The organism is Bradyrhizobium sp. DOA9, assembly GCF_000617845.2.
GTDB lineage: Bacteria > Pseudomonadota > Alphaproteobacteria > Rhizobiales > Xanthobacteraceae > Bradyrhizobium.
Genome location: NZ_DF820425.1, coordinates 6624807 through 6643967, shown reverse-complemented (window position 1 = coordinate 6643967; position 19161 = coordinate 6624807). Strand labels below are relative to the sequence as shown.

The 19161-nt window shown below is 63.7% G+C and carries 16 protein-coding genes and 1 pseudogene; 12 read left to right on the top strand and 5 right to left on the bottom strand.

All coding sequences use genetic code 11. The features are described from left to right. Nucleotides 1-170 precede the first annotated feature (170 nt). A complete protein-coding gene (gene bamA / locus BDOA9_RS31400) occupies nucleotides 171-2684 on the top strand; it encodes an outer membrane protein assembly factor BamA (RefSeq protein ID WP_025037919.1) in 2514 nt (837 codons plus the stop codon). 134 nt (nucleotides 2685-2818) lie between these two features. On the opposite strand, the gene BDOA9_RS31395 is transcribed toward bamA, so the two are convergent. The 3 genes from BDOA9_RS31395 to BDOA9_RS31385 form a co-directional block, all read right to left on the bottom strand. Continuing rightward, the gene (locus BDOA9_RS31395) at nucleotides 2819-3355 is read right to left on the bottom strand and encodes a hypothetical protein (protein WP_025037918.1); all 537 of its coding nucleotides are present in this window, start codon (nucleotides 3353-3355) and stop codon (nucleotides 2819-2821) included. A 13-nt stretch (nucleotides 3356-3368) separates the two neighbouring features. Continuing rightward, nucleotides 3369-4691: a hypothetical protein gene (locus BDOA9_RS31390; RefSeq protein WP_025037917.1), complete on the bottom strand. Its 1323-nt coding sequence runs from the start codon at nucleotides 4689-4691 to the stop codon at nucleotides 3369-3371. A gap of 79 nt (nucleotides 4692-4770) precedes the next feature. Next, nucleotides 4771-7185 (bottom strand): hypothetical protein, encoded by a 2415-nt coding sequence (locus tag BDOA9_RS31385; protein WP_025037916.1) that lies wholly within the window; start codon nucleotides 7183-7185, stop codon nucleotides 4771-4773. A gap of 513 nt (nucleotides 7186-7698) precedes the next feature. Here BDOA9_RS31385 and BDOA9_RS31380 point away from each other — a divergent pair. The 11 genes from BDOA9_RS31380 (at nucleotide 7699) to BDOA9_RS31330 (ending at nucleotide 17654) form a co-directional block, all read left to right on the top strand. Continuing rightward, nucleotides 7699-8388 (top strand): RNA polymerase sigma factor, encoded by a 690-nt coding sequence (locus BDOA9_RS31380; protein WP_025037915.1) that lies wholly within the window; start codon nucleotides 7699-7701, stop codon nucleotides 8386-8388. Between the two features lie 143 nt (nucleotides 8389-8531). Beyond that, nucleotides 8532-9356: a flagellin gene (locus BDOA9_RS31375; protein ID WP_025037914.1), complete on the top strand. Its 825-nt coding sequence runs from the start codon at nucleotides 8532-8534 to the stop codon at nucleotides 9354-9356. 64 nt (nucleotides 9357-9420) lie between these two features. Beyond that, nucleotides 9421-11097: a flagellar filament capping protein FliD gene (gene fliD, locus BDOA9_RS31370; protein ID WP_025037913.1), complete on the top strand. Its 1677-nt coding sequence runs from the start codon at nucleotides 9421-9423 to the stop codon at nucleotides 11095-11097. Next, entirely contained in the window at nucleotides 11097-11525 is a 429-nt protein-coding gene (locus BDOA9_RS31365; RefSeq protein WP_025037912.1) for a flagellar export chaperone FliS, read from the top strand. Before fliD ends, BDOA9_RS31365 begins: the two co-directional genes overlap by 1 nt. Before the next feature lie 171 nt (nucleotides 11526-11696). Beyond that, entirely contained in the window at nucleotides 11697-11969 is a 273-nt protein-coding gene (locus BDOA9_RS31360; RefSeq protein WP_025037911.1) for a hypothetical protein, read from the top strand. A 262-nt stretch (nucleotides 11970-12231) separates the two neighbouring features. Next, a complete protein-coding gene (locus BDOA9_RS31355; RefSeq protein WP_025037910.1) occupies nucleotides 12232-12900 on the top strand; it encodes a flagellar hook assembly protein FlgD in 669 nt (222 codons plus the stop codon). Between the two features lie 31 nt (nucleotides 12901-12931). Then, the gene (flgE, locus tag BDOA9_RS31350) at nucleotides 12932-14197 is read left to right on the top strand and encodes a flagellar hook protein FlgE (protein WP_025037909.1); all 1266 of its coding nucleotides are present in this window, start codon (nucleotides 12932-12934) and stop codon (nucleotides 14195-14197) included. 3 nt (nucleotides 14198-14200) lie between these two features. Further along, nucleotides 14201-14461 (top strand): hypothetical protein, encoded by a 261-nt coding sequence (locus BDOA9_RS31345; RefSeq protein ID WP_025037908.1) that lies wholly within the window; start codon nucleotides 14201-14203, stop codon nucleotides 14459-14461. A gap of 15 nt (nucleotides 14462-14476) precedes the next feature. After that, nucleotides 14477-14935: a flagellar protein FlgN gene (locus BDOA9_RS31340; protein ID WP_445291829.1), complete on the top strand. Its 459-nt coding sequence runs from the start codon at nucleotides 14477-14479 to the stop codon at nucleotides 14933-14935. A gap of 19 nt (nucleotides 14936-14954) precedes the next feature. After that, nucleotides 14955-16730, top strand: a complete 1776-nt coding sequence (gene flgK, locus BDOA9_RS31335; RefSeq protein ID WP_025037906.1) for a flagellar hook-associated protein FlgK — start codon at nucleotides 14955-14957, stop codon at nucleotides 16728-16730. A gap of 12 nt (nucleotides 16731-16742) precedes the next feature. Further along, nucleotides 16743-17654 carry a flagellin gene (locus BDOA9_RS31330; protein ID WP_025037905.1) on the top strand — a complete coding sequence of 304 codons (912 nt, stop codon included), beginning with the start codon at nucleotides 16743-16745 and terminating at the stop codon, nucleotides 17652-17654. Between the two features lie 238 nt (nucleotides 17655-17892). Here BDOA9_RS31330 and BDOA9_RS39560 read toward each other — a convergent pair. Both BDOA9_RS39560 and BDOA9_RS31320 read right to left on the bottom strand, forming a co-directional pair. Further along, a pseudogene (locus BDOA9_RS39560) lies at nucleotides 17893-18138 on the bottom strand (ATP-binding protein); the annotation flags it as partial. Between the two features lie 3 nt (nucleotides 18139-18141). Beyond that, nucleotides 18142-18897, bottom strand: a complete 756-nt coding sequence (locus BDOA9_RS31320) for a response regulator (protein ID WP_025037903.1) — start codon at nucleotides 18895-18897, stop codon at nucleotides 18142-18144. Nucleotides 18898-19161: the final 264 nt, after the last annotated feature.

Genomic DNA, 19161 nt, shown 5'->3' with positions numbered 1-19161 from the left:
CAATGCCCGATCATGCGCCGCGGAAGGCTCCTGCGCTCGTCTCGACCGAGGCGCTCAAGCGGCCGATCCGCGCATCAATCTCAACGACTGGAAACAATCCAGAAACCTCGAGGCCACATCGCGGCCACAGCCGTCTCGTTTCAGAGCAGGAGGTGCTCTTGAGGTGTGGAATGTCGGTGTTGCGGGCCTTGCTGATTGCGGTGACGACGAGTGGCGTATCGGTTGCGAGCTCAATTCCCCTCGTGCTGTTATCGCTGCCGGCGGTCGCGCAGGCCGCGGAGACGATCGTGGTGGAGGGTAACCGCCGCGTCGAGGCCGAGACGATCCGCTCCTACTTCAAGTCCGGTCCAGGCGGCCGCCTCGATCAAGCCGCCATCGATGACGGACTCAAGGCATTGATCGGGACAGGCCTGTTCCAGGACGTGAAGATCGGTCAGTCCGGCGGCCGTCTCGTCGTGGCCGTGGTGGAAAATGCCGTGATCGGCCGTGTCGCCTTCGAGGGCAACAAGAAGATCAAGGACGAGCAGCTCTCGGCCGAGATCCAGTCCAAGCCGCGCGGGACCTTCTCGCGGGCGCTGGTGCAATCCGACACGCTGCGCATCGCCGAGATCTATCGGCGTTCGGGGCGGTACGACGTGCGTGTCACGCCCGAAATCATCGAGCAGCCGAACAACCGCGTCGATCTCGTCTTCACGGTCGAGGAGGGCGCCAAGACCCCGGTCAAGTCCGTCGAGTTCATCGGCAACAGCGCCTTCTCGGCCTCGCGATTGCGCGACGTCATCAAGACCCGTGAGAGCAATCTGCTCAGCTTTCTCGGCAACAACGACGTCTATGATCCCGACCGCGTCGAGGCCGATCGCGACCTGATCCGCCGCTTCTATCTCAAGAACGGCTTTGCCGACGTGCAGGTCGTCGCGGCGCTCACCGAATACGATCCGGAGAAGAAGGGCTTCCTCGTCAGCTTCAAGATCGAGGAGGGACAGCAATATCGGGTCGGATCGGTGAGCTTCCGCTCCAGCATCGTCAATTTCGACGCGGGCGCGCTGCGCGCGTATTCTCGCGTCAATGTCGGCTCGCTCTACAATGTCGAAGCGGTCGAGAAGTCGACGGAGGAGATGCAGATCGAGGCCTCGCGCCGCGGCTACGCCTTTGCCGTGGTTCGTCCCGCCGGCGACCGCAATTTCGAGGCGCACACCGTCTCCGTCGTGTTCAACGTCGACGAGGGGCCGCGGACCTATATCGAGCGCATCAACCTGCGCGGCAATGCGCGCACACGCGACTACGTGATCCGCCGCGAGTTCGACCTCTCGGAAGGCGACGCCTACAATCGCGCGCTGGTCGACCGTGCCGAGCGGCGCCTCAAGAACCTGGACTACTTCAAGAGCGTCAAGATCGTCACCGAGCCAGGCTCCTCCAGCGATCGCGTGATCCTGATCGTCGATCTCGAGGAAAAGTCGACCGGCGACTTCTCGGTCTCGGGCGGCTATTCGACCACCGACGGCGCGCTGGCCGAAGTCTCGATCTCCGAGCGCAACCTGCTCGGTCGCGGCTTCTACGGCAAGGCCTCGGTCACCTACGGTCAATACTCCCGCGGAATATCGCTGTCCTTCGTCGAGCCCTATCTGCTCGACTACAGGCTGGCTCTGGGCTTGGATACCTATTGGCGTGAGCAGAAATCCAACAGCTACACGAGCTACGGGGTGACAACCCTGGGATTCTCGCCGCGCATCGGTCTTGCCTTGCGCGAGGACCTGTCGCTCCAGCTGCGCTATTCGCTCTATCAGCAGACCATCTCGCTCGCCAGCGCCTACAACAATTGCAACAACAACGCAGCGAATTCCTCACTGGCCTTCAATCCGACGCCGGCCTACATCCAGAACGTGCTGGGCGGTGTGGACCCGACCAATTCCACGGATTCCGGCGTTTACGGATACGGCTGTTATGGCGACGGGGAGTCGACCCTGCCGGTTCGGAAAGAGCTGGCGAACGGCGCGACCTGGACGTCGTCGCTCGGTTATACGCTGACCTACAACACGCTCGACAACACCAAGAATCCGACGGACGGCTTGCTGATCGACTTCAAGCAGGACTTCGCCGGCGTCGGCGGAGACGTCACTTATCTGAAGACGGCGTTCGACACGAAGTATTATACGCCTCTGGTATCCGAGATCGTCAGCGTGATCCATCTGCAGGGTGGCCTGCTGAACAAGATCGGCGACAAGGATCTGCGCATGCTGGATCACTTCCAGATGGGGCCGAACCTCGTGCGCGGCTTCGCTTCCAACGGCATCGGTCCGCGCGACATCAGCTATTGGAGCCTGGGCGCGAGCGGCGATGCGCTCGGCGGCACGAAATATTGGGGCGCGTCGATGGAGGTGCAGATGCCGTTCTGGTTCCTGCCCAAGGAAGTCGGTCTGAAGGGCGCGCTCTACGCCGATGCCGGATCGCTCTGGGGCTACCAGGGTCCGACTTCCTGGTCGGCCACGGGCGAAGTCAATACCAAGGCTTGCCCGACCTGCGGACTGCAATATGACGACAGCAGTACGGTGCGATCGTCGGTCGGCGTCGGCCTGATCTGGGCCTCGCCGTTTGGGCCGTTGCGCTTCGACTACGCCGTGCCGCTGACGAAGGGCAAATACGACACGGTTCAGGAGTTCAGGTTTGGGGGCGGCACTTCGTTCTAGTTGGACGCCCGCCGTGCATGTCGAGAGAGGATCGCGTCAATCGAGGAGAGAGCCGTGCGGGGCCGGACGATCGCGGTCGCGGCGCCGGAGCACCGCCTGGCGCTCCGCGCAGCCTCGTACCGCGCTGGCGGCCCTTAGTTCATCATCGCGAGCGCCGGACGCCGGCCTTCGCTGGACTCGATGATGCCGGGGAGATCGGTGGCCTCGCCGGCGATCATGCCCGACATCTGCCAGAACAGGTACGCGAGGCGAGAGAGCACCATCCGCTCGCGCTCGGCAGCAACGGTGCCGTCAGGAATCGTCACGGTCTCCAGGCCGACCACCTTCTTGAAATCCGGCCAGATCATCATTGATTGCGCGATCACGGAATAGCAGCGTGGATCGTCGTCGCTCTCGTCGGGCGCCGGTGACAAGCCCGGATACTGCACCGGCGCGGTGTAGAACTTGTAGGCGCCATAGCCGAGCTGGAGCAGGAGCTTTTCCGGAACTGCGACATCGGCCGCAAAGGATATCAGCCGTGCCTTGTTCAGCACGCCAGGCTCGATCGCGCTGAGGTCCGATGCGCGGAGCGCCGAGCAGAAGGAGAGATCGCGATTGTGCTCGCGGAGCAGATTGGCCAGCGGCTGCTGTTGGTGCACGGTGTCGGTGAGCAGGATGATGGTCTTGAGCATCGTGAGGTGTCCGTCAGGGGAAGATGTGGCGAGCGGTCGTGAGCGCTTCGTCGGAAGCGTGGGCGGCGAAGAAGTCGTTGGCGATGTGCTGTCCCGGCGCGATCTCCAGGATGCGGCAGGGCGCCTGCGCGGCGGCCTCGCGCGCGGCGCCGACGTCGTCCTGCCAGGCGCAGAGCGACAGCTCGAGCCGGCTGTACCCGCCGCAATCGGCGGCATAGGCGCCGGTCACGGCCTCCACAGTCGCGGCCACCGCGCCGGCGTCGCTGGCCGAGACATTGAGCAGGATCGCGGCGATGCCGTTGCCGGTCCCGGTCTTCGAGGTCATCACCATGAAGGCGTCGCGGGCGCCGGTGCGGCCGGCGCGGCGGGCGGCACGCACCATGCTCGCAAATCCGGGATCGGGACCGAGCTCCAGCGTCGTCGTCTGCTGGTCATGCAGGATCGTGGCGCGCGAGGCGCCGAGGTCGCCTTTCAGTGCGTGATAGGATCGCGGCAGCCATACGGTGTCGAGCGGCACCTGCGACGACGTCAGGCTCCAGGCCTGATCGAGCAGATAGCCCTCCCAGATCGCAGGATAGGATGCGGCGAGTTGCTGCCAGGTGCGCAGCATCATCTCCGCAGCTTTGGTGCGGCCGAGATAGAGCGTGCGCCCCGACATCTCCCAGCGATTCCACTTGTGCAAGGCCACGTCGCAGCCGAGGAAGGACGGCAGCAGCGGCGCCTCGCGCAGCACCGCGCCGGCTTCGACGAACAGCAGCGGCTCGCGATATTTGTTCCACATCCGCATCATGAACTCGGCCTTTTCGAAGCAGAGGATGCGGTCGCCGAGCTGGGCTTCGACCGGCTCGATGTGGCAGGCGAGGTCAAACCGTTCGAGCGAATGCCGGAGCGCTAAGGCCGCGGTTGCCTCGCCGCTGCCGCGCGGATAGCAGGAGACGATCCGCGGACGCAGGGTTGATGAATCGGCGGCGGATAGGAGTTTCGACCAGCCGATGCCGCCCCACCACATCTCGTGCGGTCCGTCCGCGCCGCAGGGGCCGACGGTGCCGAACTCGGTCAACTTGGACTTGAGGAAGTCGAAGCCGGGGTTCTCGCCTCTGGGAATGACGAGGGCGCAGCCGGGATTGAGCGAGCGGTAGAACAGCTCCGCTGCCGCGCCGCTCGGCGGCTCCTTGAGAATGACGACGCCGTTGCGGCGTCCGTCCGGGACACCGTCGAGCGCCGGCGCACCGTACTGGCCCGCCAGCCAGCCCAGGCGGTCGCGCTGGGCCTCGCCAAGCCGGATGCCGCCCGATTGCAAGAGCCGACCAAGAGTCGCGCGCGTCTCGTCCGTCAATTTCGTGCCCCTCACGTCGCCAGCCCTTGACGTCGCCGGCCCCTGGACTTCAACGGCCCGGGCAACGCGATCAGGCGCACTATCTGGGGACGGAGCCGAGCGGCGTGATTGCGACGGAGTAGACCGCGATCTCCTGCGCCATCGGGGCGACCGGGATCAGCAGGCAGCCGTCGCCGTCCTCGGTGCTATAATGTGCGCCGTTCCGCCGCACGCCGGCATAGACCAGGCTGTCGGCGGCGATGCCGATCGCATCCTGGCTCTCGGCAGCATCGCGTACCGTGGCGGCGGACTGGACGGTCACGCCGTGCAGCAGGCCTTCGGCGGCGAATTTCGCCAGCGGCAGCGCGATCGTGGTGATGCCCATGGCGCGCGAGAGCGGAATGCGCAGGCGCAGCTCACCGAGGCCGGTGCGGTAAACGGTCACCGTCTCCAGCGTCGCTTCGCCATTGCCGTGAAACAGGCCGATCTGGACCGGATCGCAAGGGCTCTCCCCGAAGACGTCGGCGGGCAGGCGGTTCGCGCCGAACAGCGCATAGAGATAAGCATGGGACGGCGATAGCCGTGCAAAGCAGCCTGCGAGCCACATCGGTGGCGCCAATGCCGTGCAGGCGGCTGAGAGGCCGCGGGCGGTGATCTGCCGACGGATGAAGTCGCCGTCGATCATTGGCGCCAGCGCACGGGTGCCGAGATTGACGTCGTGCTTCAGTTCGCCCAGCAGCGCCAGCTCGTCATCGTCGGGCAGCAGCAGGAGGCGCGCCAAGGTTGCCGCGCACCAGCGCGCGGCGACGTCGGGTGTCGCATAGGGGCTCAGACCAAAATCGCGGGCGACGACTTCGGCGGCTTCTGCAAAGGCGAGAGCGCCGGCCTGGACCCCGGCGGCCAGCGCGATCTGGCTTTCCGGGCGCGGATTGATCTCGCGCAGCACCTGGTTGCCGTCATAGTCGCGCACCGAGCCGTCGGCGGAGCAGCAGATCTGCTCCAACAGCGCGACGTTGCGGATCAGCATGCGCTTGACGTGAGGGCTGACCACGAGGTCGGAGATGAATCCTTTGGCGCTGTCCTCCTCGGCGAGGTCGTCGAAGGCGTCGTCGAGCGACATCAGATAGGCGCCGTGGAGGCGAACCCCGATGCCTTCGAGGTTGAAGATGCGACGCAGCGCTTTCTGCACGCTGCCGGAATAGCCGAGATCGGCGAGCACGAGATCGGTGCAGTCGTCGAACCCGGGTACGGCTTGACGCAGATAGGCGAGCAGCCGCGCGCGCAAGCCTGCGGCAAGCTCGACGATTTCGGCTGGATTCATCAGTCCCGGAAGCGCCTCGGCGAGTTCCTCGCCGGAAGCGATCCCATCCGGGAAGCCGGCAAAGAACGCGGCGACCCTCGCCGGCATGACCTTGAGCATGTCGCCGAATGTCGGCGCGTCGATCTTGAAGACCTTGCTGAGGAGATCGACGAGCGGCTGCATCGTGTCCGCCGAGGCGATCAGGCTGACGCGGCGGTTGATCTCGACATAGGCCGATGTGGTGCCGTGAAGCTGCTGCCAGATCCGGTGCGACAGAAAGCCGTCGCGGCCGAGGAAGCCGACGACAACCGTCCGCCCTGGGCCGGAAACCTCTTCACGGCGCCTGGCGATGAAAGCGTCGAATGCCGTCATCACCGGGCCGAGCACGGTCGCGCCGAGGTGGAACGCCGGCGACCTCTCGGCGCTGCGTGCGGCCACCATGCGCCGCAAGGTGCGTGCGCCGTGGTCCAGCCGCGACGGCGCGCCTCCGCACAGGAGCTCGAACAGTGCGGTCTCGCGCTGAAAGGTCGACGCCAGTTGTGGCGTGGCCTGCGGATAATAACGGGGGCGGATGCCATGGCGCTTCGCCCCCCTGATGTCGGCCTTCTCGTTGTCGCCGACGTGAAAGGAGGAACCGGCATCGATGCCCTGCTCCGAGAGATATCTGGCGAACAAGGTTTCGCTCTTGCTGCTGCCATGGTCGCAGGACGCATAGAGGAAGTCCCATGTGAGTCCGGGAACGCAGGCCCGCAGCAACCGCGCCAGCCGGTAGGAGTCCCAATAGGTGTCGGAGATGAAACCGACGCGATGGTTCGCGCGCTTCATGTCCAGATATTGCCGAAGCATGTCGGGATTGGCGCGGCAGAGCTCGAGCTCGGCCGCGAATTCTGATTCGACCAGATCGTTCAGGTCGCGTCGCGAAAGGCCGAACAGCCTGAACGGAAAACAGGAATAGATCTCCGCGATGTGCACCTCGCCCGCGCCGCGCGCTTCTTTCGCCGTTCGGCGCGCACGCGCTTCGGCCTGGATGCGATGCTGAACGAAACTCGTGGAAACGTCGGGACAAGAACTCGAAATGCCGGAAAGCTCGTAAGTCCTTTCAAATACGCCATCCGGCGTCGCGCAGGCGCGAAGCAGAAATGTATCGAAAACATCGAATGACCAAGCAGAAACAATTTGCGCGCGGCGCTCCGTGCCGCTCGTTGCGATCTTCATGCTGCAATTCCCCGCCCACCAGGACGATTAACGTGCGCATGTGTCGAGTCAGGCGCCACGAACACGAAAAAAGTTCACCTGCGATTCGAAATCGCGTTCGCCGCGACTGACAGATTCAAAAAAATCGCTAGGTTCGAAAATGGTGATTCGGAAAAAATTGCCGGGTGCGGAAGTCGTCTCGCGTTCATTCACGCTCGGAAACAATTGTCTCTTCATGCACCAAGCGCGTGTCGCGTCTGATCACCGAGTGCTGCGTAATGTCAGCGTTTTTTCTCTCGACGACCTCTGCTCAGGATGGACGATCCGCCATGGCGGGAGACGATGTGATGATTGCTGGTGGGACGCGGGATGATCGCGCAACCGGCAATTATTGCCCGGCACTCGGCAAAAATGACCAGATAACATCTTGAAAAACAACAGAAATTCACCGCCTGGATTGCTTTCGCCCCGCGTTCAACGCGTGGAAGCCGTGTGGCATTGGCGCCGTCGGCATTGCGGGTTGGAGGTTGCGGGATGAGTTACGCTGCTGATGTCTGGACTCCCGCCGAGGCTGAGATTGCGACGACGGTGCCGGCCGAAGCGCCGGTGCCGATGATGCCGCTCGCGCCGGATGGCGCGCCCGATGCCGCCGATGTCGTCTACGACGAGGACAGCGAACTCCTGGACAAGCTCGCCACCGGCGACGAGGTCGCATTCCGCATGCTGGTCGAGCGTCACATCGATCGCGCCTATGCCATTGCGCTGCGTATCGTCGGCAACGCCGCGGATGCCGAGGACGTGGTGCAGGATTCCATGCTCAAGATCTGGAGCCATCGCGGTCGCTGGCAGCACGGCCGCGCCAAATTCTCGACCTGGCTCTACCGTGTCATCTCCAACCGCTGCATCGATCTGCGTCGCAAGCCGCGCACCGAGAACGTCGAGGCCGTGCCGGAAGTCGCTGACAATCAGCCCGGCGCCGTCGAGCTCATCGAGCGCAACGAGCTGAACGACATGCTGGAGCTCGCGATGCAGCGCCTGCCCGAACAACAACGCGTCGCGGTGATCCTGTCCTACCACGAAAACATGAGCAACGGCGAGATTGCCCAGGTGATGGATACAACCGTCGCCGCCGTCGAGTCGCTGCTCAAGCGCGGCCGCCAGCAGCTCCGCCAGCTCCTGCGCAAGCACGAGCGCGACATCCGCACCGCGTTTACCGACTGCTAACCATAAAATTCGCCTCGCGAAGATTTTCGCGCCTGATCTCCTCGCGCTCCGCCGTTTGAGCGAACGGACGGGGCTGCGGTCCGCGTCGTCGTAAGTCGATTCCCACGAAGCGGCACGCCGTGCCCATCAAATAGGAGCTTCAGATGCCCGCAATCAACACCAATACCGCCGCCAACGCAGCGGTCCGCTATCTCAACATCAACGCCGAGCAGGAGAGCAGCTCGCTCTCGAAGCTGTCGAGCGGCTCGCGCATCACCTCGGCATCCGACGACGCCGCGGGCCTTGCGATCTCCACGCGCATCTCCTCGGACGTCACCACGCTTCAGCAGGCTGCGACCAACGCCTCGCAGGCGACCGCGATCCTGCAGACCGCCGATGGCGGCGCCTCGAACATCTCCGACATTCTCGCCCGTATGAAGTCGCTGGCGTCCGAATCCGCGTCGGGCACTGTGACGGACTCCAGTCGCGCCTATATCCAATCGGAATTCTCGCAGCTCAACGCCGAAATCGACTCGATCGCGACCGGCACCCGCTATTCCGGCCAGAGCTTGCTCGACGGATCCAGCGTGTTCTCGTCCGGCGTGTCCGTGCTGGTCGGCTCGGACGGCTCTGACACGATCGACATCCAGTTGACCAGCCTGACAGCGTCCTCTCTCGGTGTCTCCACGCTCGACGTCAGCACTCAGTCCGGCGCGACATCGGCGCTCGATGCCATCGATACTGCGATCGACACCGTTTCTGCCGCGCGCGCCTCGATCGGCGCTCAGGAATCGCGGTTCAACTTCTCGTCGGATTCGATCTCGACCCAGACGCAGAACCTCCAGGCGGCAAACTCCGCGATCGAGGACGTCGACATCGCGGCCGAACAATCCACGCTGTCTTCGGCCGAGGTGAAGACACAGGCTGCCGTGTCGGCGCTCGCCGCCGCCAATCAGATGCCGCAGTACCTCCTCAGCCTCCTGCAATGATAATCAACTGCCGGGCGGGTCGGCATGAGGCCGGCCCGCTCACTACCAGGGACTAGCAACCAAAGTGGCCAGCGTCAGCTCATCCAGCAGCGCAAGCTCGGGTGTCACCGTCACCACGAGCGGGTCGACCAATTCGAGCAGTATCGACTGGTCAGCGCTGATACAGTCCGCCGTGGACGCGAAGACCGCGCAGGCGGATACGATCTCGACCACGATCACGAACAACGAGGCCAAGATCTCGGCCTATCAGACGCTTCAGAGCGATCTGCAGACGCTGTATTCGGGCTTGTCGTCGCTATCCACCGCGGTGGTCAATTCGCTCTCCACCAGCGCATTCGCGACGCGCGCGGCGAGCATCAGCTCGACCGGAGACGTGAGTGCCTCCGCGGCGCTCTCCATGACGATCAAGAACGGGGCGGCGATCGGCGACCATACATTGACGATCAGTCAGATCGCGACCGCACAGAAGGTGGTCGGCACCTCGCAATCGAGTCAGACCGACGAGCTCGGCTATTCCGGCACGTTCTCCATCGGTCTGGACGGCGGGGCTACGTCCGACATCACCATCACCAGCACGATGTCGCTTCAGGACGTTGTCGATGCCATCAATGCGCAGACCTCGACCACCAGCGTCCAGGCCTCCATCGTGCAGGTGTCCAGCACGTCATTCCAGATGGTGCTGACCGGCACCGCGGATGCGGCGGACATCACCTATTCCAGCACATCCGGCGACGACATCATGAACGGGCTCGGCGTGACCGACAGCTCGGGCAGCTTCACCAACGTGATCCAGGAGGCGCAGTCGGCCGAATTCACGTTGGACGGCATCTCGATGACCCGCGACACCAACGACATCACCGACGTTCTCAGCGGGGTCACTTTCAGCCTGCTTCAGGCGACCCCGGACGGAACCTCGCTGAACATCAGTATCGAGACCGATACCAGCCAGATCCAATCGGCCCTGGAGACCTTCGTCACCAACTACAATGCCTTTCGCGACGAGGTCATCGCCCAGCAGACGACCACGACCGACGGCACCGCGGATTCGAGCGCGGTCCTGTTCGGCGACGGAACCATGCGCAACATCATGGATGCGCTCCAGAACGCCCTGAACAGCACCGTGGGCGGCATGACGATGGCCGATCTCGGCCTGTCCTTCAACGAGAAGAACGAGCTCGAGCTCGACACCAGCACGTTGTCGGAGATCCTGAGCACCAACCTGAGCGGCGTGACCAAACTGCTGTCGGCGCAAACCACGACGTCGTCGAGCCAGCTCAGCGTCGTCAACACCGGAACGTCGCCGCAATCCTTCACCCTGGAACTGACCGTCGATTCCGACGGCAACCTGTCCTCGGCCTCGGTCGGCGGCGACTCCTCGCTGTTTACGGTCAGCGGCACCACGATCATCGGCGCGTCCGGTTCGATCTATGCCGGCATGGCCTTCACCTATACCGGCTCGACCTCGCAGTCGATCGCGGTCACCTCGAGCACCGGGATTGCGTCGCAGATCTACCAGCTTGCGAAGGACTATTCGTCATCGACTGGCGCCCTGCAAACCCAGATCACCAGCTTGACGACGCGCGACGACGAGCTCCAGCAAAAGGTCGATGACATCAACAGCGCCGCGGCGACGCTGCAATCGCAGCTGCAGACGCAGTACGCGAAATACCAAGCCGCGATCGAGAGTGCGAACAGCACGCTCGATTATCTCAAGGCCCTGCTCAACAGCTCGAGTGATTGATGATGCATAATCCGATGGCGTACATGGCCAACCAGGCCTATCGGGGGACGGCAACGACCGTGCCGCCGCTCAAGGCGGTCTCGCTGCTGCTCGGCGGTACGATCATCTCTCTCCAGAGATCGCTCGCCGCCCAGGAGGCAGGGCGTTTCGAGGAAGGGCACGAGCACCTGATGAAGGCGACCGCGATCCTGCGTGGGCTCAGCCACAACCTCGATTTCGCCAGAGGCGGCGACGTGGCGGAGCGGCTGTTCCAGACCTACAATGCGTTGATCCTGGCAAGCCTCAAGGCCTATGGCCGTCCGCACGCCCGGCCAAGTTTCGGCCGCATCATCGCCGGGCTGACCGAACTGCGGGAGGCCTGGGAGTTCGTCGACAGGACCGTGCGGGGCGGCAAGCCTGGACCAGTCGATTCGGCCCGCAAGAGCTGAAGACGTCTGCTCCACTGCGACGCAGGGGGGGAGCAGGCGGTCATCCAGCCCGCCGTTTCCGCCGCTTTCCGGAGTGTCGCGGTGCATTTGGCGGCCGAGGCGCCGAAATCCGGTTTCCGCCGCGCCTGCAATGCTTTATGACGGGCCTGACCGAGGCGGGATCGGCGGGCGATGGACGTCACCGAGTTTGAGGAACTGATCGATCGGCTGGGCGAGGACCTCTCCCTCTGGCCCGACGACCGGCGCCTGCCCGCCGAAGAGCTGCTGTCGCGATCGCCCGCCGCGCAAGCCCTGCTGGAAGAGGCCCGCGCCCTGCGCCTCGCGCTCGCGGCACCGCCAGTGCGCGCGCCAGCAGGCCTCGCCGACCGCATTGTCGCTGCGGCCGCGAAAATGAAGGATGACGCCGCCGAGCCCCGCACCGAAGGCGAGACGGCGGGGAGCTGAGCGGCTCTGCTCTGAATCGTCGCTTCCTTCACCTCTCCCCGCGAGCGGGCGAGGGAGTGCACTGCCACCGCCGCGCCAAATCAACTTGAACTCACCGCTCTTCTAAGACGCGCACATGGCAGATTTTGCCGTGTCGAAAGCCATTTCCGCACGCGCGAATCCCCGCCTGAATCCGCACGCCCACCCGTTTCATCAGCACACAGATTTCAAGCGCCGCGAGCCGACACTGGTCGCCGGCAACAAGAGAAGGCCGGAGTCTCCGATGACCGTTTCCGCCGTGAGTTCTGCAACGACCGCGACCACCACGACATCGTCATCGTCGAGCACGTCGTCCAACTCGACGCTGACATCCGACGATTTCCTGAGCATTCTCGTCAGCGAGCTGCAGAACCAGAATCCGCTGGATGCGACTTCGACCACCGACCTCGTCAATCAGCTCACCTCCTACGCCAATTTCACCTCGCAGCAGTCGATCAACTCCAACTTGTCGTCCCTCGCGAGTTCGTTCTCGAGCCTCGTGACGCTGAACTCGGTGAACTACATCGGCCACACTGTCGAGGCGAAGTCCGATACGGCGACCTTGAGCAACGGTTCGGCGACCTATGGCTACTCGCTGTCGTCAACCGCTTCGGACGTCTCGATCAGCATTTCGGATTCCTCCGGCAATGTCGTCTACACCGGCACCGGGACGGGAAACTCGGGTTCGAACACCTTCACCTGGGACGGCAAGGATTCCAGCGGCAATCAGCTCGCCGATGGCGGCCAGTACAGCATCTCGGTGACGGCGACGGACACCGCCGGCAACTCGGTCCTCAATTACACGACCGTCACCGGCACGGTGACCGGCATCGACACTTCGACGTCCACGCCCTCGCTCACGGTGAACGGCGTTGCGGTCAGCGCCGCCAACATCCTCGGCGTCACATCCTGATCTCACATCCTGATTTCCTCGGAGCTTCATCATGAGTCTCACCGGCGCATTGTCATCGGCGATCTCGGCGCTCAGCGCCCAGAGCCAATCCCTGTCGATGATCAGCGACAACATCGCCAACTCCAGCACCACCGGCTACAAGACCACCTCGGCGATGTTCGACTCGCTCGTGACCGCCTCCAGCAATACGACCTCCTACGCTTCTGGCGGCGTCACCGTCTCGGGCCGCGCCAACATCACCCAGCAGGGCCTGCTCGCCGCGACCTCCAACGCCACGGACGTCGCGATCCAGGGCTCGGGCTTCTTCGTGGTGACCGACGCCAAGTCGGGCGGCACGGTCGCCTATACCCGCAACGGCGCCTTCACGACCGACAATGCCGGCTACCTCCAGAACAGCGGCTATTATCTCGAGGGATGGCGTACCGATGCCGATGGCAATGTCGTCGGCAGCGAGTCGGCGAGCAATCTCGAAGCCATCAATACCCAGATCGCCTCGACCAGCGGCAGCGCCACCACCAAGACAACGATCGAAGCGAACCTGCCGTCGGATGCCGCGACCGGCGATACGTATACAAGCTCTATGACGGTCTACGATTCGCTCGGCGCCTCGAACTCGATGCAGGTCACCTGGACCAAGACAGGCACCAACACCTGGAGCGCGAGCTTCGCCAATCCGACCTCGGCGTCGGATACCACGACTGCGACCGGAACGGCCTCGGGCACGATCGACATCACCTTCAACAGCGACGGTTCGCTCGCCAGTACCAGCCCGAATCCGGCCACCGTCTCGATCACCGGCTGGACCGATGGTGCGGCGGACAGCACCATCACCATGAATCTCGGAACCGCCGGCAAGACCGACGGCCTCACGCAATATGCGTCCGGCGAAACCACGCCGTCAGTCAACGTCACCAGCATCGACTCTGACGGCCTGTCCTACGGCAAGCTGTCGAGCGTCTCGATCGGTGACGACGGCCTCGTCAACGCGACCTACTCCAACGGCCAGACCATCGCGATCTACAAGATCGCGGTGGCGACCTTTGCCGATCCGAGCGGACTCGCCGCCTCCAGCAACGGCATCTACTCTGCGACGGTGACGTCGGGCAATGCCACGCTGCAGGGCTCCGGGGAGAACGGCGCAGGCACGATCTACGGCAGCGAGCTGGAACAATCGACCACCGATACCTCCAGCCAGTTCTCGGACATGATCTCGGCGCAGCAGGCCTATTCCGCTGCGTCCCAGATCATCTCCACCGTCAGCGAGATGTACGACACCCTGATTTCGGCGGTGAGGTGAGCGATGCGCGGTGAGCAAGCGAACGCCGTTGGGGAGGCGCTGCTGCGCCGGCTCAAGCGGTTGATGGCACGGGCCGCAACCGTCAAGGGCAGCGACCGCAAGCAGTTGCTCGTGCTGCTCGACGACGTGGAAACGACACGGCGTGGCCTCGTGCGGGAAGCCGCGGAGATCGACGGTGAGATGAGGCAGACGGCTGCCAGGACGGCCGCAATCGGCGCTTACCTGCGCAACTCGCAAGGCGGCCGCGGCAAACGGAACAACTAGAAGAGGGCGATGACCATGACTGTAGGCCAAGCCAAAAGGACGAGTGCCGTGAACGGCGACGCCTGGATCAAATCGCTGATCACGTTGATCGACACTCTGACTGCATTGGTCGCGGAGGAGAACGCGGAGCTTGCAAAGGGCCTGCCGGCCTCGCGCCTGAAGCAGGTCGACGAGAAGAACAAGCTGGCGGAGATCTTCGAGCGAACCGTGGCCGAGTGCGCGGCGGGCACGACCAGCCTGACGGTGCGGGATCGGATCCTGCGCGAGCAGCTCCTGGAGCGAATCCTGAGGCTGCGGGCAGCGATGGACGAGAATCTGGTGCGTCTGCGCGCAGCGATCGAGGCCAGCAACCGCCGGATCGAGGCCGTCATGCAGGCAATCCGCGAGCAGATCGCGGCGGTATCGCCCTATGGCGCGTCCGGTCGCGTTGCCGCCGCCCGCACGGTCTCCAGCGGCACCAGCCGCAGCGCCTGACGGAACGAGGGAAATCGCCGTGTCGCTCGATATCGCTCGATCGGTCGCTTTCAGCGGATTGTCCGCAACGTCCGTGCAGATCAGCGTGACGTCGTCGAATATTTCGAACGCCGACACGACCGGCTATACCAAGAAGTCCGCGACCCAGTCGAGCAGCGTCACCAACGGCGTCGGTACCGGCGTCACGGTGACGGGCATCACTTCGACGGTGGACAAGCTGCTGCTGAAGTCGCTGGTCAGCGTGGATTCCGAGCTCGGCGCGGCCGACACCACCAACACCTATCTGACGTCGCTCCAGCAGCTCTACGGCTCGATCAGCAGCAGCGGCGATTCGTCGTCCGGGACCTCACTCGCCAACAGCATCGCCTCGCTGGAATCGGCGCTGTCGTCGCTGACGAGCACGCCCAGCAGTGCCTCGCTGCAGTCCAACGTCGTCAGCGCGCTCGACGACGTTGCAAGCCAGCTGCGTGAGACCTCGAGCGGAATCCAGAAGCTCCGGTCGGACGCCGACCAGGACATCGCGTCCTCGATCGACGACGTCAACGCGGATCTGCAGCAGATCGCGGATCTGAATACCCAGATCAAGCAGATGGCCGCCTCCGGCCAGTCGACCGCCGACCTCGAGGACCAGCGCAACACCGCGCTTCAGGACCTCGCCTCGAAGATGAACATCAATTACTTCACCGCTTCGAACGGCGACATCCAGATCTACACCAAATCAGGCCAGGCACTGGTCGACAGTTCCGCGCATACGATCAGCTATACGGCTGCGTCCAACGTGACGGCGTCCACGACGTATGCCGCCGGTTCCTCGTCGAGCGGCTTCAGCGCGATCACCGTGAACGGGGTGGACATCACCTCCCAGATCACCGGTGGGGATATCGGCGCACTCATCACGCTCCGTGACGACACGCTGCCGGACGCGCAGTCGCAGCTCGACCAGCTGGCGCAGCAGCTCGCGTCCACCATGAACAGCGTCTCGAACAGCGCGTCTTCGGTGCCGGCGCCGACGACCCTGACCGGAACCACGGCCGTCACCAGCAGCACGGCGCTGTCCGCCAGCGGAACGGTACGGCTTGCCGTCACCGACCAGAGCGGCAACCTGGTCTCCTACGGCGATCTCGATCTCTCGTCCTATTTCACCGTCGGCGATCTCGTCACCGCCATCAACGGCATCTCCGGCTTGTCCGCCTCGGTCGATTCGGATGGCCATCTCTCGATCACGGCGACCGGCTCCGGCAACGGCGTCGCCATCAACGAGATGACGAGCTCGGCCGGAAGCACCAGCGAGGGGTTTTCCGAGTATTTCGGCCTCAACGATCTGGTGACGGGAACGAGCGCTTCGGACATCGCAGTCAACAGCAAGATTCTGTCCGGCACGAACGAACTTCAGCTTGCGACACTGGACTCGTCGTCGAGTTTGACTGTCGGAAGCTCGGTGCTGTCGTCCGGCTCCGCCACCGTGATCAATGCCATCTACGATGCGTTGACGGCCTCGCAGACGTTTGCATCGACGGGCGGGCTCGCCGCCAGCACCGGGTCGCTCGCCGACTACGCCTCGGCCATTGTCTCCGACGTCTCGAGCAAGGCTTCGCAGGCCTCCACGGATTATACCGCCAAGGAGACCGCGCAGTCGACCTATGCGAACTCGCTGTCGTCGCAGTCCGGCGTCAATCTCGACGAGGAATCGGCCAACCTGAGCACGCTCCAGAACAAATATTCGGCGGCGGCGGCGCTGATCGAGGCCATCAATTCCATGTATTCGGCGCTGCTCACCGCCGTGCAGTCGACGTAAGGGGTTACGATTATGGTCGCGATGAGAGTGGCCACCTTCGCCCAGTCGAACAGGATGATCGCCGATGCCATGCGCGTGGAGTCGGTCATGGCCACCAAGCAGATCCAGGAATCGACGGGCGTCGTCTCGACCGATTTCGGCGGCTACGGTGCGGACGCGCAGCAGGTCATCAACCTTCAGGTCTCGGTTACGCGCGCGCAATCCTATATCGACGCGGCTACGCTCGCCGGCAGCAAGGTCCAGGTGATGTATTCGGCGATCGGCTCGGTGACCGACATCCTCACGCAGCTGCGCTCCCAGCTCAGCGCCGCCTCGACGGGGAGCTCGACCGAGGTGAACTCGGCGATCAGCTCAGCCCAGCAGATGCTGGAGCAGATGGGCTCGCTGATGAACACGCAGTATGACGGCCAATACGTGTTTTCCGGCGGCAAGACCGACACGGCCCCGGTCGATCTCACGAGCTTTTCGTCCGGAACCGGCTCGACCACCACGTCGGACACCAGCTACTACAATGGGGACAACGAGATCGCGTCTGTGCGGGTCGCTACCGACCAGACCGTGTCATATGGCATCACCGCCGACAATTCGGCGTTCGAGGAGGTGATGCGCGTGCTGAAGTTCGTGGCCAACAGCACGACGCTGTCGTCCTCGGACATCACCAGCGCGCTGGATCTCGCCAGCACGGCGCTCGACGACACCGCGGCCCTGCAGGCAAAGCTGTCCGGCGCCGCGTCATCGATCGAGACCGCGAGCGCTCGCCAGGCCGACTACAAGGGTTATGCGGAGACCCTGTCGAATGACCTGACCAGCGTGGACGTCGCCGCCATCACGGCGCAGCTTTCGACTTACGAGACGCAACTCACAGCGTCGTATTCCGCCCTCGGGAAGATCCTGAGCCTGAATCTTGCGAGTTATCTGAAATGAAACAAGGCCTCGCCGAAGCCTCGTTCTGAACGGGGAGCGGGAGTCCTGCGAGTGCATTCGTCCGCGGCTCGTGTCAGCATTTCAATTCGGTTCATTGCAGCCGAGCTGGGGGCATGATCGATCTCCCGTCGAATCGGGAAGAGCTCTCGAGGCCGATCAGGAAAGAAGGCTGTCTCGATCGAGAACTGGTCGATCGCACATTGGCGCTGCCATGGACGTCCGCAGCTTCACCGGCATTTGCATTGCGTGCATCCGAAATGCCGGGACCGTCGTCCTCGACGTCGATGGCGAGTCTTGTGCCCGATATCTTGAGACGGATCGTCACCTCTGCGCCGTATCGCATTGCGTTCTCGACGAGGTTGGTGACGCCGCGATGCAAATCGTCGGCCCGTACGAGGACGCTCGCGGAAGCTGGCCCGTCATAATGCACGACATGACCCATGTCGGCGAACTGGTCGGCGACGAGCTGGAGAGTGCTCGCGACATGTCAGCCGCTCAGGACCGCCGCGGTCGCCTCCGTGCCCACTGCTTCGGTTTTGGGCGTAAACAGATAGCCACCGGAGCGCACCGTCTTGATGATGGTCGGATCCTGCGGATTGGGCTCGATCTTGCGCCGGATGCGGCTGACCAGCACGTCGATGGAGCGCTCGAACGAGCCGGCGTTGCGCCCCTGCGTGAGGTCGAGCAGCATGTCGCGCGACAGCACGCGGCCGGGCCGCTCGCAGAACGTGCGCAAGAGATCGAACTCGGCGCTGGTCACCGCGACGCGCGCGCCATCCGGATTACGCAATTCGCGCAGGCGCAGATCGATGCGCCAGCCTTCGAAGGCAAGCGTGCTCGTGCCTTGGACCGTGTTCGCCACTTGCGCGGCGGCCTGGCGGCGAAGCACTGCGTTGATGCGGGCGAGCAGCTCGCGCGGGTTGAAGGGCTTGGGCAGATAGTCGTCCGCGCCCATCTCGAGCCCGACGATGCGGTCGACGTCCTCGCCGCGCGCTGTCAGCATGATGATCGGCGTCTGCGCTTCCGAACGCACCTTGCGGCAGAGGCTGAGACCGTCTTCGCCGGGCAGCATGACATCGAGGATGATGAGATCGACGCGGTGGTCGGCCATGGCGCGCGACATCTCGCGGCCGTCGCTCACGGCCGTGACGTTGCAGGCGTTGTTGCGCAGGTATTGCGCAATCAACGTCCGGGTTTCGCGGTCGTCCTCGACGACAAGGATGTTGGGATTCTGAATGGCCATGCGACTTGTTTGTCCAAGATTCGGGCCAAATGGCGAAGAATGTTGTTTCAGATTGTTTCTGGACACGATCTCGACAGTCCGGCAATGCCGGGCCGTGGAACGGCAAGGTCTCGTTGAGAGGGCTGACCATATCGTGCCGTGGTCGGCCACGAAACGCCGCACACCCCATAGCCGCCATCATGACTTCAATTCCGGCAGCCGCCGCCGGTTTGGGCTGCCTTCACTATTGAAGGCGTCAGCAGGAGCTCATGATGTCCAGCGGAT

What these genes read in the sequence shown, in the direction of transcription:
- bamA (WP_025037919.1), top strand. Translation starts at nt 171, where the DNA reads ATGTCGGTGTTGCGGGCCTTGCTGATTGCGGTGACGACGAGTGGCGTA.
- BDOA9_RS31395 (WP_025037918.1), bottom strand. Translation starts at nt 3,355, where the DNA reads ATGCTCAAGACCATCATCCTGCTCACCGACACCGTGCACCAACAGCAG.
- BDOA9_RS31385 (WP_025037916.1), bottom strand. Translation starts at nt 7,185, where the DNA reads ATGAAGATCGCAACGAGCGGCACGGAGCGCCGCGCGCAAATTGTTTCT.
- BDOA9_RS31380 (WP_025037915.1), top strand. Translation starts at nt 7,699, where the DNA reads ATGAGTTACGCTGCTGATGTCTGGACTCCCGCCGAGGCTGAGATTGCG.
- BDOA9_RS31375 (WP_025037914.1), top strand. Translation starts at nt 8,532, where the DNA reads ATGCCCGCAATCAACACCAATACCGCCGCCAACGCAGCGGTCCGCTAT.
- BDOA9_RS31365 (WP_025037912.1), top strand. Translation starts at nt 11,097, where the DNA reads ATGATGCATAATCCGATGGCGTACATGGCCAACCAGGCCTATCGGGGG.
- BDOA9_RS31360 (WP_025037911.1), top strand. Translation starts at nt 11,697, where the DNA reads ATGGACGTCACCGAGTTTGAGGAACTGATCGATCGGCTGGGCGAGGAC.
- BDOA9_RS31355 (WP_025037910.1), top strand. Translation starts at nt 12,232, where the DNA reads ATGACCGTTTCCGCCGTGAGTTCTGCAACGACCGCGACCACCACGACA.
- flgE (WP_025037909.1), top strand. Translation starts at nt 12,932, where the DNA reads ATGAGTCTCACCGGCGCATTGTCATCGGCGATCTCGGCGCTCAGCGCC.
- BDOA9_RS31345 (WP_025037908.1), top strand. Translation starts at nt 14,201, where the DNA reads ATGCGCGGTGAGCAAGCGAACGCCGTTGGGGAGGCGCTGCTGCGCCGG.
- BDOA9_RS31340 (WP_445291829.1), top strand. Translation starts at nt 14,477, where the DNA reads ATGACTGTAGGCCAAGCCAAAAGGACGAGTGCCGTGAACGGCGACGCC.
- BDOA9_RS31330 (WP_025037905.1), top strand. Translation starts at nt 16,743, where the DNA reads ATGGTCGCGATGAGAGTGGCCACCTTCGCCCAGTCGAACAGGATGATC.
- BDOA9_RS31320 (WP_025037903.1), bottom strand. Translation starts at nt 18,897, where the DNA reads ATGGCCATTCAGAATCCCAACATCCTTGTCGTCGAGGACGACCGCGAA.